The following is a 14,646-nucleotide window of genomic DNA, read 5'->3' on the forward strand; positions in this document are numbered from 1 at the left end:
GCTGGGCATCATTCGCGCGCGATTTGCCGTGAAGCGTAAAGAGATGCGCTACTTCCTGCGTGGTTTGTTCATCCTGGCGCTGATTGTTGGCACGGTGATGAGCAATGCGATTATCGGCGGCGTCATCGATCAATATGGCATTCCGTTCAGCCACTGGTCGCTGACCATGTACATCACGCAAGGCTTTATGATTGCGTTGTACACCACAGTGTTTACCGCACTGACGTCAATTCCGCTGTGGTATTTCTTCCTCGGCGAAAAGGATGATCGAGGCTGATTTCGTAGGGTCGCCATTCATGGCGACCTCTTTACCAACCGCACCGTGTTAAAAATCCGCCTTCAACACCACGCGATAATTCGCTTTCCCGGCGCGCAGATGTTCCAGCGCTTCATTCACCTGCGACATCGGGAACGCTTCCACTTGCGGCGCAATATCAGTACGCGACGCCAGCTTCAGCAATGCCCGCAATTGGCCCGGCGAACCGGTTGACGATCCGGTTAACGCGCGGTCGCCGACAATCAAACTAAACGCCGGCACTTCAAACGGCTTCATCACCGCGCCAACAGTATGGAACGCGCCACGGCGCGCCAGCGCCTGATAGTAAGGCTTCCAGTCCAGATCCACCGCCACGGTGCTGATGATCAGATCAAACTGCCCTGCCAACTCGCTCAGCGCCTGCGGATCGCGGCTGTTTACCACCCGATCGGCGCCCATCGCTTTAATCGAATCGGTTTTCGCGGCAGAAGAACTGAACGCCGTAACGTGCGCGCCCATCGCCCGCAGCAGTTTGATCGCCATATGGCCCAGACCGCCAATGCCGATCACGCCGACGCGACTAGTGGCGGAGATATTGTGCATCAGCAGCGGTTTAAACACGGTAATGCCGCCACAGAGTAACGGCCCGGCGGTGGCAATATCCAACGCGTCCGGCAGTGGAATCACCCATTGCCAGTTAGCGCGCAGGTGGCTGGCAAATCCGCCGTGATTATTGATGGTGGAGGTTTTGCCGTTCTCACAATTCACCTGATCGCCTTCGATACAGGCATCGCAGTGCTGGCAGCTTTTCGCCGTCCAGCCAATGCCCACGCGCTGGCCGATTTGCAGCCCTTTGTTTTGCGCCGCATCACCCAAAGCCACCACGCGGCCAATCACTTCGTGGCCCGCAATCAGCGGATAGCGCGAGCCGCCCCATTCGTTATCGATCATCGACAAATCAGAATGGCAGACGCCGCAATAATCCACCGCGACCTGCACATCTTCAGCGGCCAGTGGACCGGCATCATATTCGTAAGGCACCAGCGCCTCACCCGCTTGCAGAGCGGCATAGCTGGAAATTTTCATTGCTGTCCTCGAGTTGGATTGGCTGACAGCAGTTTATCAAAGCGATGCGTAATTATATGCCGAACAATCAGGGGATTAAGGCTGAGGATGCTGTTTGGGAGGGAGGTGCGATAGGTAAATCGGTGCGCAGTAATGCGCACCGTACAACGTATTAAAAATCGGCTTTCAACACTACGCGATAATTGGCTTTACCGGCGCGCACGTGATCCAGCGCTTCGTTAATTTTGGACATCGGGAACTCTTCCACCTGCGGCGCGATATCCGCACGCGATGCCAGTTTCATCAATGAACGCAGCTGGCCTGGTGAACCGGTAGAGGAACCGGTCACCGCGCGATCGCCCATAATCAGGCTGAACGCCGGCACTTCAAACGGCTTCATCACCGCGCCGACGGTGTGGAATTTACCGTGCGGAGCCAACGCCTGGAAGTACGGTGCCCAGTCGAGATCCACCGCCACCGTGCTGATGATCAAATCAAACTGACCGGCCAGCGCGTTCAGCGCCTGCGGGTCGCGGCTGTTAACCACGCGGTCCGCGCCCATCGCTTTGATCGACTCGGTTTTGCTGGCGTTGGAGCTGAATGCCGTCACTTCCGCACCCATCGCACGCAGCAATTTAATCGCCATGTGGCCCAGGCCGCCAATACCGATGACGCCAACGCGGCTGGTTGCGGTGACATGATGCATCAACAGCGGTTTAAACACGGTGATGCCGCCACACAGCAGTGGACCGGCAGAGGTGTAATCCATCGCTTCCGGCAGCGGGATCACCCATTGCCAGTCGGCACGCAGATGGCTGGCAAAACCGCCTTTGTTCATGATGGTTGGCACTGAACCGTTTTCACAGTTGACGTGCTCGCCATTGATACAGGCGTTACAGTGCTGGCAGCTTTTCGCTGTCCAGCCGATGCCCACGCGCTGGCCCACTTTCAAGCCTTTGTTCTGCGCCGCGTCGCCTAAGGCGCTGATGCGACCAATCACTTCGTGGCCGGCAATCACCGGGAACGAGGAGATGCCCCACTCGTTATCAATCATCGACAAATCTGAGTGACAAACACCGCAGTAATCGACCTCAACCTGCACCTCTTCAGCAGCCAGTTCACCAGCTTCGTACTCGTGAGGCACCAGCGCTTCACCCGCGTTCAAGGCGGCATAACTTTTGATTTTCATTACTGTCCTCTGTATCCAGGTTTTTGACAGGGCAAGTCTAGCAGAGCGTGTTTCCCGCTCTTGACCATAAATCCGTCATTTAGCCGCTTTAACGCGTTTAAACCGCTGAAAAGCATCAAGGGTTAAAGCGGATCGTGATTAATCGGCGTGCGATAGGCGACGCGCGCCTCTTCAATCAGTTGGCTGGCAGTTACCGTCGGCGGCAAGCGCGTCAGCACTCTGCTCGCTTGCCAGTAACACAACACCATTAATTCATCGGATTCGCTCTCCGCCATCTCCAACAGCCGCTCGCGCAGAGTGGGAACGTCCAGCGTTTGATGTTCGTCCATTAACTCAGCAATGGTTTCGTTGAGAACCTGATGAATGATTTTCCAGGAGAGATTGGCAAACACATTGAACCTCGATGCTCTTAACGTTTGGCTCCAGGCAAATGAACTAAAAATGCTACAAGTAAGAAGATTGAAACAGGATTAACTATAGCCGCTTATTTTCTGTGCAAAGCCGTTGCGGGCCGAGTTTCTTGTAGCTCGCGGATCTATAAAACGATTTTTCTTTCGCCACATTTGCAGCAATCGAATGGCTTTGTAACAAAAAAGCACAAGCCCACGCTGGCTGTCCACGCAGCGCTTTGCCAAAGTAGGACAACTTTTATCGCTGCAACAGGGAATTACCATGAGCCAATCCACCGCATTACACGCCGATCCGCTGGTTTGGGGCCACGGCCCGAAAGTGTTTGAAGTATTTCTGGAACCGACCTGCCCGTTCTCCGTGCGCGCATTCAACAAGCTCGACGCGCTGCTGCAATTAGTGGGCGAAGAGAAGATGACGTTAAAAATCCGTTTGCAATCACAACCATGGCATATGTATTCCGGCGTGATTGTGCGCTACATCCTTGCCGCCTCAACCTTGCCTGAAGGCAAAGCAGCAGCTAAAAAGGTGCTGCAAGCGGTGGCGGATCATCGTGAAGAGTTTGAGTTTACCGATCACAGCCACGGCCCGAATATGGATGCCACGCCGAATCAGATTCTCGATCGTCTTGAGCAGTACAGCGGCGTTAACGCACGCGAACCGTTCCTGCGTGCCGGACTGCAAAATGAGATCAAATGGCACAGCAAATATTCGCGGCAAAATGGCATCCACGTTTCACCAACCTTCATCACCAACGGTTTGGTGCAGCTGGATATCGGCAGCGGCGACGAGATTGAATCCTGGGCCAAACGCATTCTTGCCTAAGCGCGTCGGCCCGTTGTGGCGGGCCTTTGGTATGATTTCGCAATAGATTTTCGCTTGCACTGCTGATGACAATTCCGATAATCGCTATCTACCTAATTATATAGCGAGAAAGGGAATGCGATTTACTCACCTCACCGCGCTGCTGCTCACTGCCGGCGCGGGCTTTAGTCTGCATGCACAAGCTGATACCGATATCCGCGTGACCTACGCCGGTTCCATGGGCAAAGTGATGGACCAATCATTAGGTCCAGCCTTTGCTAAACAAAATAACGGCACGTATGAAGGTCAGGGCCAGGGCGCCTATGGCATGGCACGTTTGCTGGCGAGCAAAAAAATCACCGCCGATGTGTTTGTTTCCATCACGCCGGGGCCGATGCAGATCCTGAAAGATGCCGGATTGATTGATGATGCAATTCCGGTGGCGAGCACCAGCATGGTGGTGGCGTATAGCCCGAAAGGAAAATACGCGCAGCAGTTCGCGCAGGCCAAAGGCAGCGATGCCAGCTGGCTGAAAGTGCTGGCAACGCCGGGCATTAAGTTTGGTCGCACCGATCCGATCAACGATCCAAAAGGTCAGAACATCATCTTTACCCTGCTGCTGGCCGAGAAGTATTACCAGCAGCCGGGCATTGCCGATAAAATTATGGGCGGCTATCAAAATCCGGCACAAACCCACCTGGAAGGCGGCCTGCTGACGCGGCTGGAGAGCGGCCAGGTTGATGCCGCCGCCGGTTACGAGAGCGAAGTGATCTCCGCGCATCTGCCGTATGTGGCACTGCCCGACGAGATTAATCTGAGCAATCCGGCGATGGCGAAGCAGTGGTACGACAAGGTGAGTTTCAGTGTGAAAGACAGCGCGGGCAAAGACAAAGTGCTGCACACGCAGCCGCTGGTTTACTACGCCGCCGTGTTAAAAAATGCGCCGCACGGCGCTGCAGCCGGCAAAGCCTTTGTCGATTTTATGCTGAGTCAGCCGGGTCAGGCGCTGTTTAAACAGAATGGCTATGCCGCGCCGAAAGGCGGTTCGATCTACCCATAATGAAAACCCGTCACGCCACCGCGTTGTGGCTGTCACTGCCAGCACTGCTGTTGCTGGCGGTGCCTTTTCTCACGCTGATTGGCGTAACAAACTGGCAGCATCTGCAGCTGGCGTGGGGCGATGGCAATGCTATCGCTACGTCGCTGGGTTTGGGTGCGATCGCGCTGTTGCTGATTTTTGTCAGTGGATTGCCGCTGGCATGGTGGCTGTCGCAGGCGCGCGGTCGGATGCGGTTAATCGTCGAACTGCTGGTGATGATCCCACTGCTGACGCCGCCGCTGGCGATGGGGATTTTGTTGGTGAGCGCTTACGGGCCGTATAGCTTGCCGGGCGAACTGTTGGGGAAGTTTGGCTGGACGCTGGTGAATAATCCGGCCGCGTTTATTCTGGCGCAATGGTACGGCGCGTTGCCCTACTTCGTCACCACCGCACGTTCGGCGTTTGCCGGTGTGCCAAAGCCGATTCTGGAAGCGGGCCGCACATTGGGCGCGTCGCCGTGGCAGCGTTTTTGGCGTCTATCGATCCCGCTTGCCGCGCCGGGGCTGGCAACCGCCAGCGCACTGGCGTGGGCGCGTGCTATGGGCGAGTTTGGCATCGTGATGATCTTCGCCTATTTCCCGCAGGGCATGCCGGTTCAGCTGTATAACAACCTGCAAAATAACGGCATTGATGCGGTATACGTGCTGCTGTGGTTGCTGCTGCTGTTTACCTTGCCGATGCCGCTGATCTGTTTTGCGCTGTCGCGCCGCATGTAACCAGGTCGCCATGAATGGCGACCCTACACTTTGTTTATAACGCTTTAAGGGCATCCATCGCACAGGCTTCATCCTGATTGCCGCCCGGTGCGCCGCCGATGCCGATTGCGCCAATTACCTGATCGCCGCTTTTCACCGGCACACCACCCGCCAACAGCAGGAAGCCAGGAATATCACGCATATTCTGCGCACCAGCATTATTCTGCGCCGCTTCCATCACTTTACCACTTGGGTTTTTGGTGCTGAGCGCGGTGTACGCTTTCATCTGGCTGGCTTCCACGGTGTGCGGACCGGCGTTATCCATGCGCTGCACCGCTTTTACCACACCGGCACGATCAACCACGGTCACGGCAACGTTGTAGTTTTTCGCCGCGCACGACTGAATCGCGGCGCTCGCCAGCTTCTGTGCGTCAGCCAGTGAAAGGTTGGATTCGGTTAATGCCGCGTGGCTGCCGAAGGAAACAAAGGCCGCCGCAGCGGCAATCAGAGAAAGGCGGATGTTCATGTGTCACTCCTGTTTAATAGTGAGTGACACTTTAAAGCGCGGCAGAGAAAAGAAATATTCGGGCGATTACCCGTTCATCCAGGTAGTTATACCTGGTTCAACTGCTGCCAGGCGTGAATCAATTGTGCGAGATTATTGAGTTCCAGTTTGGCAAACACTGCCGCACGATGCGCTTCCACGGTGCGCGGCGACAGCGATAAATCACGCGCGATCTCTTTGCTGGTTTGCCCGGCAATCATCAGCTGCATCACTTCAGTTTCACGCACCGATAACAGCGCAAACCGCGCCTGCATACCCTGTTGCGACTGCCAGCGCTCGGCACGTTGTTCACTCTCGTTGAATGCCAGATGAATGGTTTCCAGCAGCGGTTCGATATCCAGCGGCTTGGTGTAAAACTCAAACGCGCCCTGACGAAATGCACGACGACAGGCATCAATGGTGCCGTGACCAGTCATGATGATCACTGGCAGCAGCGGATGGCGATCGCCCTGCTCTGCCAGCCAGCTCAGGCCGCTAATACCCGGCATGCGCACATCCAGTAGCAAACAGCCGCGCAGCGGTTCCTGCGCTTGCGTGGCCGCTTCAAATGCGGCCAAATCGGCAAAATCGGCCACGTCATATTCCAGCGTTTTAAGCAGAAAACCGAGCGATTCACGCACGGACAAATCATCATCCACTAACCAAACCTTTGCGACCATTCCGTTACTCCGCCAGTTGGAAAATTAAGGTAATCTCCGCGCCGCCTGCAGCGCGATTTGCCAGCCGCAGCTGGCCGTTCATGCGTAACATCAAGCTCTCGACCAGCGTCATGCCTAATCCCATGCTATTGGCGCGCGAGCTGTAAAACGGCATGCAAGCCTGCGCTAATCCTTCCGCAGAGAAGCCGGGACCGTTATCGCTGATGATGATTTTGATGCCGTGTGGAATATGCTCCGATGCAATGTTCACCCACGCATCGGGGCGTCCTTGCTGCATGTGAATGGCGTTTTGCAACAGGTTATGGAACACCTGTTCCAGCCACTGTGGATCGCTCAGCACTTTTGCCTGACCGTGCTGGAACTGCTGACGCAGCGCGACCTCACCATCATCCAGTTCCTGTTGCAGCAGAACCGTCACGCGCCGCCAGACGGCTTCCGGATTCACGGCAGTCATCGCCACCGGACGTTCGCTCACAATGTCGCGAAAACGCTGTAGCAACGCGGCAAGGCGCTCGGTTTGCAAGCTCATCGCATTAAGCGCCTGTGGCAGATTTTCGTGTTTACCCTGCTTCAACAGTAACTGACTGCTATGCAACCAAGTGTTAATGGCGGTCAGCGGCTGATTGATTTCATGAATGATGCCGGCGGTGAACTCGCCCAGCGCTTCACGCCGCGTACGCTGGAAATAGTCCGCGCGCAGGCGCATCTCCACATGCTGACGCCAGTGACGCAACAGCCACCAGCCCAAGCCGCCAATCACCAGCCACAACAGCAGCGCCAGCGTAAATGGCAGCATATGCAGCGCTCGCCAGTCGGGATTGGCGCTGCCTTTCAGCAAGAACGGCTGATAGTGATTGATGAACGGCCGCTGCCATTGCCAACGTGCCGCATCTGAATAATTCGCTGTCTGCATCGCGGGCGGCGCGTGGATATGAAAAGCCAGCGCCAGTGCCACATCCGAGGTTTGCAGGGCAAAGTGCAAATCGATCAGCATGCGAATCTGGCGGTAAGGATTGTAGAGCCAATAGCGCCCGCCGCTCACTTCTTCGAAACGCGGCGCGGTTAACGGACGATTTGCGGTGTGTTCCAGCAAGACAAGCTGCGGAAATTTGCTCTGCAGAGCAGCAAGATCCTCATCGCCATTCAGCAGTGGCAACAGCGTTTCGTTCTGCGTTTGATAGGCGGCAAGGCGGTTAAATTGCTGATTAAACTGCGCTTCGCCCACACGCTGCTGCTGCAAAATTTGATCGGCAAATAACGCTATCAAGGTGATCAGCGTTAACAGTAGCCAGACCAGCCAATACCTTTTCATCCATGGTCGGTAAGTGTGCGGCATAGAATTCCGTGGTTATGCAGTAAAGATGTACTCCAGCAAAGGAGGCCTGACTAAAGTCAAACGTTGTAACCCGCGCCGTATTGTGATTCAACGACTTTTCCCGTTCGGCGCGTGTTTTCAGAAGTCTGCCTGGCGCGCGGTCACTGCTCTTCGGACCACCCGCTGCAACAGCAATGGCTTCGATGACGAGGAAATTAAGGGAAAAAATGAGGCGCACGAGAAATGCACCAGCTCACTCACGTAGCTGGTGCGCAGGGAAAGGGAATTGTTGTTAACTATTGCGCTGCAAGTGACTACTCACAAATGCACGACAGCGCGCGGAGAGTGGATCGCTGAACACTTGCTGTGGCGAACCGGCTTCTTCGATTTTGCCCTGATGCAGAAACACCGCTTTATTCGAGACATCACGCGCAAAGCCCATTTCATGCGTGACGATGATCATGGTGCGCCCCTCTTCCGCCAGGCTGCGAATCACGCGCAACACTTCGCCCACCAGCTCGGGATCAAGCGCTGACGTCGGCTCATCAAACAGAATCGCCTTCGGCTGCTGCGCCAGCACACGGGCAATCGCCACGCGCTGTTGCTGACCACCTGAAAGCTGCGATGGCCACGCGTTACGTTTTTCGTACAGACCCACTTTTTGCAGCAGCGCTTCGGCCTCTTCAATCGCCTCTTTACTGCTGCGCTTCTGCACATGAATCGGCGCTTCGATGATGTTCTGCAATACAGTTTTATGCGGCCACAGATTGAAGCTCTGGAAGACAAAACCAAGTTGCATGCGCATCAGCTTGATGCGGCGCTGCTGCTCACGGCTGAGCTTCTCGTCGGGATTATCGATAGTGACTACTTCATCACCCACCGCAATCTCCCCGCCCTGCGGCACTTCTAAGAATGGAATGCAGCGCAACAAGGTACTTTTGCCTGAGCCGCTGGCACCAATCAGCGAAATCACGTCGCCATCCTGCGCCGTCAGGCTGATGTCGTGCAGCACTTCGTGCCCGCTATAACTTTTTCTGAGATGACTCAGGGCGATAGTGGGTTTACTCATGGACGTGCTCCAACGTGATAAGGGGACAAACGGCGCTCCAGCAGCGCCACCGCTTTACTCACCAGCACGGTCAGTAGCAGATAGATAATCGCCGCGCTGATAAACACCTCCAGCGCGCGGAAAGTTTCAGAGACAATGGAATCAGCAATACCGGTCATCTCCATCAAGCTGATGGTGCTGACCAGCGAGGTCGATTTGATCATCGAGATAATTTCATTGCTGTAAGCCGGCAATGCCTGGCGCACCGCCAGCGGCAGCGTGATGCGACGCAGCGTGGTGAAGCGCGACATGCCGCTCACTTTGGCCGCTTCCAGCGACTGCACGCTCACCGCGTTGAGCCCGCCGCGCAGAATCTCCGAGGTGTAAGCCGCATCGTTAAGCACCAGCGCAATCAAACCGCACCAGTAAGGATCGCGCAGCAGCGGCCAGAGCACGCTTTCGCGCACCGCTGGCAAGCTGCCGAGGCCGTAATAGATCATGAAGATCTGAATCAGCAGCGGCGTGCCGCGAAACACCCAGACGTAGAAACGGGTAACGTAGCTTCCGAAGCGATTCTGGCGCAGCAGATTGAGCAGCAGCGCCAGCACGCCGCCACCCAACAACGACAACAGCGCCAGATTGAGCGTCAGCGGCAGGCCGCGCAGCAACGCAGCTAAGGTGTGCTGCAGGAAAGTGACATCCATCGTGGCTCCTTACAACCGCGCGCGTTGTTGCCCGCGCATGGCCACTTTTTCCACATAGCGGAAAACAAAATCGGAACAGGTGGTGATGATCAGGTAGATCACCGCGCCAACGCTGTAGAAGAAGAACGGCATTTGCGTCGAGTTGGAGGCGGTGGAGATCTGGTTCATGGTTTCCACCAAACCAGTGACCGAAACCAGCGCCGACTCCTTGATCACCGATTGCCACTGATTTCCCATGCCCGGTAGCGCGGTTTTCAGCGCCTGCGGCACAATCATGCGGCGGAACAGCATCAAACGGCCCATGCCGGTGACCGTTGCGGCTTCCAACGTGCCTTTCGGGATCGCATAGAACGCGCCGCGGAACACGCTACTTTGATAGGCGCCGGAGATCAGGCCGATGGCAATCGCACCGGCGACAAAGCCGTTCACATCAAACGGTCCTTGCAGGCCAAGACTTTCCCCGATAAACGACACCACCTGACGTCCGCCAAAATAGAACAGGTAGATCACCAGCAGTTCCGGCACACCACGAAACAGCGTGATGTAACCGTTGGCGAGGCGCTGCTGCCAGCGCCCGCCACCAATCTGCATCCAACACAACAGGCTGCCGAGAATTGCGCCCAGCAGCCATGCACATAATGAAACGGTGACGGTCACCGTGGCAGCGTTAAGCAACACGCCGCCCCAACCTTCGTCACCAAAACCTAAGATTTGCCAATCAATAGCCATAAGCGCCTGGAATTACTCTTTAGGTGCGACGTTTTCGCCGAACCATTTTTCAGACAGCTGCTTCAGCGTGCCATCTTTGATCATTGAATTTAACGCGTTATCCAGCGCCGCCTTCAGCTCAGGATTGTTTTTCTGAATCGCTATGGCTGAACCCTGGCCCAACACGCCGCCCGAGAAACCGTAACCGGTACTGTTCACGGTATCCGCATGCTTTTTCACGTAGGCATTCAGGTTGGTGCGTGACGCCATTACCGCATCAACACGGCCATTTAGCAGATCGGCGAAGGTTTCCGGTCCGGCCTGATAAGTACGAATCGTTGCCACATCCGCCAGATATTTGTTGAGGAAATCCGCCTGAATGGTGGCAACCTGCACGGCGATGGTTTTGCCTTTGAATTTGGCTTTCAATGCATCGATAGATTTGGTCATGCCAGCTTCGTCATCCGCCAGCACCACTTCGCCATTGCCTGGCAAGGTATCAACCGCGCTGCCCTTCAGAGTCACGAAACCTGAAACACTCACGGTGTACTGGCGTGAGAAATCCACCACTTCTTCACGCTTCGGCGTGACGGTCACGGCATCGATCACCGCGTCATATTTGCCATCGACTAAACCCGGAATCATACCGGACCATTTCTGCGCCACGATTTCGTATTTGAAACCGGCACGTTTAGCGATTTCAGCCACCATATCCGGCTCATAACCAACGATTTTGCCGTTCGGCGTGGATTGGTTAAACGGCGGATAAGCAGCTTCAGTGGCGAATTTCAGCGTGCCAAAATCTTTTGCCTGCACCAGAGCGGAAGAGGCAAGCAGCAGCATGCCCACAGAAGCGGTAAACAGTCCTTTACGCATCATCAGAAAACCTCGAAGTTCGTTATTTTAAGAGAGTAAATCAATGGCTAAACGGGCTAATGCCTGCGTGCCGGCATGGATACTGCGCTCGTCGGGTTGGTAATCCGAATTGTGCAGATGGTCGTCGCGTCCTGGCGCGCCGGATCCAATGTGGATCTGGCAGCCTGGCGCGCGCTCGGTAAACAGCGAGAAATCTTCAGCACCAAAGCTGGCGCTCGGCTTGGCGACAATAGCCTTACCAAACTGGTGCGACAAAATCGGTTCCAGCGCATCAATCAGCGCATCGTCGTTCATCAACGGCGGTACGCCGCGCTGATAATTGACCTCAACGCGCACATTCAGCGACAGCGCGACGCCCGCACAAATACGTTTGAACGCTTCTTCGATATGCGCACGCGCCTCCGGTGATTTGGCGCGTACCGTGCCCTGAATCAGGCAGCTATCGGAAATGATGTTGTGCGTGCTGCCGCCATGAATGTGGCCGATGGTCAGCACCGCCGAGTTGGCGGGATCGAGCTCGCGCGAAATAATGGTTTGCAACTGGCTGACCAGATTGACGGCGGCAATGATCGGATCGGTTCCCATGTGCGGACGGGCGGCGTGCGTTGATTTACCGTGCACCACCACATCAAACTCGTCGCTTGAAGCGGTACTGGCACCGCGCGTTAAGCCAATTTCACCGGCGGCCAGTTCCGGTTTGTTGTGCAGCGTGATGGCAAGATCGACGCCATCCGCCGCGCCATCGGCGATCATCGCCTCGGCACCGCTATCGGGCGTCTCTTCTGCTGGCTGGAAAATCAAACGCAAGGTGCCATGCAACTGCGCACGGTAGTGCGGCACTATCGCCGCCACGCCGAGCATCGTCGCGGTGTGAATATCGTGGCCGCAGGCGTGCATTTTGCCTGGATATTGGCTGCTGAAAGGTAAGCCGGTTTGTTCGTGGATCGGCAATGCATCCATGTCCGCGCGTAACAGCACGGTTTTACCGGGATGCGCGCCGACAATATCAACCATCACGCCGGTTCTGCCAACGCCGGTTTTGGGCGTCAGACCCAGGCGCAGCAGTTCCTGCTCAACAATGTGCGCAGTGCGAACGGTGTCGAAACCCAGCTCCGGATGCGCGTGAATGTCACGGCGGATGGCAATGAGATGCGCCTGCATGCTTTCACTTTTGGCGCTGATGTCCCTGGCTAAAACATCTTTATGGTCGGTCATAGGCAATGATCTTTTTCAGGCGCGAGCCTGGCCTTTATGGCATTTTTATTAAAATTGACTCCGTATTTATTCACAGCACCCGACAGAATGCAACGCGCAATCCGTTGCTTTACTTGCTGAATTTTCGCGATATTTTGCTAATTCACTGCCTTTGCAGGATAAAACCCCACGTCTGCATCATTAAGCAGTTATAACATTCATGATCCCATGCGGATCATCAGTTTTACTGATTTCGTTATTGAACAATAATCAGCCGCTAACCTGCGCTAAAAGCCAATCGCGCACCGCTATCACCGGCGCCTGCTCGCGCGGACGGCGCGGCCACACCAGATACCAACCGGCATCCATCATCATTTGCTGCGTAAACGCCGGCACCAAACGTCCGCTGGCCAGATCGTTCTGCACGAAATGCGGGCTGGTGAGCGCAATGCCCTGCCCGCTGATCGCCGCTTCCAGCGCCAGCGCGGTTTGATTGAAACGCAGGTGATGTTGATGATGCAGCGATACATGCGGGAAGGTACTCGCGAGAAATGCTGGCCACAGATGATGACCATCGTGCAGCAAGGCGTAGCGTAGACAGTTGTCGCTTTCGGCCGGATCGCCCAGCTCGGCAAGCAGCGCCGGACTCACAACCGCTAATACCGTTTGGCTAAACAGTAAAGTGGCATCCAGACCCGCGCCAAACGGTGGCCTGCCGTAGCGCACAGCTAAATCGACGCCTTCATGATGAAACTGCACCAGCCGCTCAGAAGCTAATACGCGCAGATCGATATCCGGCCACGCGGCGGTAAAAACCGGTAAGCGCGGCAGCATCCAGCGGCTGGCAAAGGTGGGTGTGACGCTCAACGTTAAGCGATTCGGTTCCGGACGCAGCGTGCGCGTGGCTTCATCGATCAATTCAAACGCCTGGCGAATACTGACCGCATAACCTGCACCCGCGCCGGTCAGCGCCAGTGTGCGCGGCAATCGATCAAACAATTTCAGCCCAAGGCTGGCTTCCAGACCGCGAATTTGTTGCGCCACCGCGCCCTGCGTCACGCCTAACTCTTCCGCCGCCAGGCGAAAATTCAAATGGCGCGTCACCGTTTCAAACACTTTTAACGCATTAAGCGGCGGCAGCTCGCTAAATCCCTGGCTCATCCTGTAGTTTTCCTATCGTCAATTGGCAAACAGACTGACTCTCTGCTGCCGAAATTACCTTTTATACTGGATTTAATCGATTTTTAATTAGCAGGAAGATCAATGATGACAGTAGAAAAAGTGGCAGTAATCGTCGCCGGTGGCAGCGGCATGGGTGCAGCAGCAGCGGAGAAACTGGCGAGCGACGGCTTTAAAGTGGCGATCCTCTCTTCATCCGGCAAAGGTGAAGCGCTGGCGGAGCGGCTGGGTGGCTTGGGCGTGACGGGTTCCAATCAATCCGTTGAAGATCTGCAGAAGCTGGTGGATCAAACGTTGGCGCGCTGGGGACGCATTGATGTGCTGGTGAATAGCGCCGGTCATGGTCCGCGCGCGCCGATTCTGGAATTAACCGACGAGCAGTGGCAGCTCGGCATGGAAACCTACTTTTTGAATGTGGTGCGCGCCACGCGTCTGGTCACGCCAATTATGCAGAAACAAGGCGGCGGCAGCATTATCAACATCTCATCCGCCTGGACGTTCGAGCCAACCGATATGTTCCCAACCTCAGCGGTGTTCCGTGCCGGGCTGGCATCCTTCACCAAAATCTTCGCCGATACTTACGCGGCCGATAACATTCGCATCAACAATGTGCTGCCTGGCTGGATCGACAGCTTGCCGAAAACCGATGAACGTCGCGACAGCGTGCCATTACAGCGCTACGGCACTTCTGCAGAAGTGGCAGCAACCATCGCCTTCCTGGCATCGCCCGGTGCGGCCTATATTACCGCTCAGAATATTCGTGTTGATGGTGGCGTGACGCGTAACGTTTAGCCAGCAAATGTCTGGAATTCAGCCGCACAGGGATCCGCGCCCTGTGCGGCTTTTCTTTTATTTATGGTTTACATTCCAGACCAAAAACAA

Annotated in this window: 17 protein-coding genes; 5 read left to right on the forward strand and 12 right to left on the reverse strand. The window is 55.6% G+C overall.

The features are described 5' to 3' along the window. The coding region (locus tag RTY00_RS07925; protein ID WP_312664046.1) for a DUF2534 family protein at nt 1-277 on the forward strand (277 nt) is incomplete at its 5' end. A 48-nt stretch (nt 278-325) separates the two neighbouring features. Here RTY00_RS07925 and RTY00_RS07930 read toward each other — a convergent pair. The 3 genes from RTY00_RS07930 to RTY00_RS07940 all read right to left on the reverse strand — a co-directional run bounded on the left by RTY00_RS07930 (nt 326) and on the right by RTY00_RS07940 (nt 2,902). Next, entirely contained in the window at nt 326-1,342 is a 1,017-nt protein-coding gene (locus RTY00_RS07930) for an NAD(P)-dependent alcohol dehydrogenase (RefSeq protein WP_312664047.1), read from the reverse strand. Between the two features lie 151 nt (nt 1,343-1,493). Beyond that, nucleotides 1,494-2,510, reverse strand: a complete 1,017-nt coding sequence (locus RTY00_RS07935) for an NAD(P)-dependent alcohol dehydrogenase (RefSeq protein WP_008108001.1) — start codon at nt 2,508-2,510, stop codon at nt 1,494-1,496. Between the two features lie 122 nt (nt 2,511-2,632). Then, complete coding sequence (locus RTY00_RS07940) at nt 2,633-2,902, reverse strand: hypothetical protein (RefSeq protein ID WP_008107999.1); 270 nt, start codon at nt 2,900-2,902, stop codon at nt 2,633-2,635. Between the two features lie 280 nt (nt 2,903-3,182). Between RTY00_RS07940 and RTY00_RS07945 the strand changes: the two genes are divergently transcribed. The 3 genes from RTY00_RS07945 to RTY00_RS07955 all read left to right on the forward strand — a co-directional run bounded on the left by RTY00_RS07945 (nt 3,183) and on the right by RTY00_RS07955 (nt 5,537). After that, nucleotides 3,183-3,743 (forward strand): thioredoxin, encoded by a 561-nt coding sequence (locus RTY00_RS07945; protein WP_312664048.1) that lies wholly within the window; start codon nt 3,183-3,185, stop codon nt 3,741-3,743. A gap of 115 nt (nt 3,744-3,858) precedes the next feature. Further along, nucleotides 3,859-4,782, forward strand: coding sequence for an extracellular solute-binding protein (locus tag RTY00_RS07950; RefSeq protein WP_258145511.1), 924 nt, complete (start codon nt 3,859-3,861; stop codon nt 4,780-4,782). Continuing rightward, nucleotides 4,782-5,537: an ABC transporter permease gene (locus RTY00_RS07955; RefSeq protein ID WP_312664049.1), complete on the forward strand. Its 756-nt coding sequence runs from the start codon at nt 4,782-4,784 to the stop codon at nt 5,535-5,537. Before RTY00_RS07950 ends, RTY00_RS07955 begins: the two co-directional genes overlap by 1 nt. 34 nt (nt 5,538-5,571) lie before the next feature. On the opposite strand, the gene RTY00_RS07960 is transcribed toward RTY00_RS07955, so the two are convergent. From RTY00_RS07960 to RTY00_RS08000, 9 genes are all read right to left on the reverse strand, one after another. Continuing rightward, a complete protein-coding gene (locus RTY00_RS07960; RefSeq protein WP_312664050.1) occupies nt 5,572-6,042 on the reverse strand; it encodes a heme-binding protein in 471 nt (156 codons plus the stop codon). A gap of 86 nt (nt 6,043-6,128) precedes the next feature. After that, entirely contained in the window at nt 6,129-6,740 is a 612-nt protein-coding gene (locus RTY00_RS07965; RefSeq protein WP_061719025.1) for a response regulator transcription factor, read from the reverse strand. A 4-nt stretch (nt 6,741-6,744) separates the two neighbouring features. Continuing rightward, nucleotides 6,745-8,052: an ATP-binding protein gene (locus tag RTY00_RS07970; RefSeq protein WP_312664051.1), complete on the reverse strand. Its 1,308-nt coding sequence runs from the start codon at nt 8,050-8,052 to the stop codon at nt 6,745-6,747. A gap of 295 nt (nt 8,053-8,347) precedes the next feature. Then, nucleotides 8,348-9,124, reverse strand: a complete 777-nt coding sequence (locus RTY00_RS07975) for an ATP-binding cassette domain-containing protein (RefSeq protein WP_312664052.1) — start codon at nt 9,122-9,124, stop codon at nt 8,348-8,350. Beyond that, nucleotides 9,121-9,807: an ABC transporter permease gene (locus tag RTY00_RS07980; protein ID WP_008109229.1), complete on the reverse strand. Its 687-nt coding sequence runs from the start codon at nt 9,805-9,807 to the stop codon at nt 9,121-9,123. Before RTY00_RS07980 ends, RTY00_RS07975 begins: the two co-directional genes overlap by 4 nt. Nucleotides 9,808-9,816: 9 nt before the next feature. Continuing rightward, nucleotides 9,817-10,536: an ABC transporter permease subunit gene (locus RTY00_RS07985; RefSeq protein WP_312664053.1), complete on the reverse strand. Its 720-nt coding sequence runs from the start codon at nt 10,534-10,536 to the stop codon at nt 9,817-9,819. Nucleotides 10,537-10,548: 12 nt separating this feature from the next. Beyond that, the gene (locus tag RTY00_RS07990; protein WP_175501730.1) at nt 10,549-11,397 is read right to left on the reverse strand and encodes a transporter substrate-binding domain-containing protein; all 849 of its coding nucleotides are present in this window, start codon (nt 11,395-11,397) and stop codon (nt 10,549-10,551) included. A 21-nt stretch (nt 11,398-11,418) separates the two neighbouring features. Continuing rightward, on the reverse strand, nt 11,419-12,606 hold the full coding sequence (locus RTY00_RS07995; RefSeq protein ID WP_312664055.1) for a M20 family metallopeptidase: 1,188 nt from the start codon (nt 12,604-12,606) through the stop codon (nt 11,419-11,421). A gap of 249 nt (nt 12,607-12,855) precedes the next feature. Next, entirely contained in the window at nt 12,856-13,746 is an 891-nt protein-coding gene (locus tag RTY00_RS08000; protein WP_312664056.1) for a LysR substrate-binding domain-containing protein, read from the reverse strand. A gap of 105 nt (nt 13,747-13,851) precedes the next feature. Between RTY00_RS08000 and RTY00_RS08005 the strand changes: the two genes are divergently transcribed. Next, entirely contained in the window at nt 13,852-14,556 is a 705-nt protein-coding gene (locus RTY00_RS08005; RefSeq protein WP_312664057.1) for an SDR family oxidoreductase, read from the forward strand. Nucleotides 14,557-14,646: the final 90 nt, after the last annotated feature.

Source organism: Pantoea sp. CTOTU49201 (assembly GCF_032054795.1).
GTDB classification, from domain to species: Bacteria; Pseudomonadota; Gammaproteobacteria; order Enterobacterales; family Enterobacteriaceae; genus Pantoea; species Pantoea symbiotica.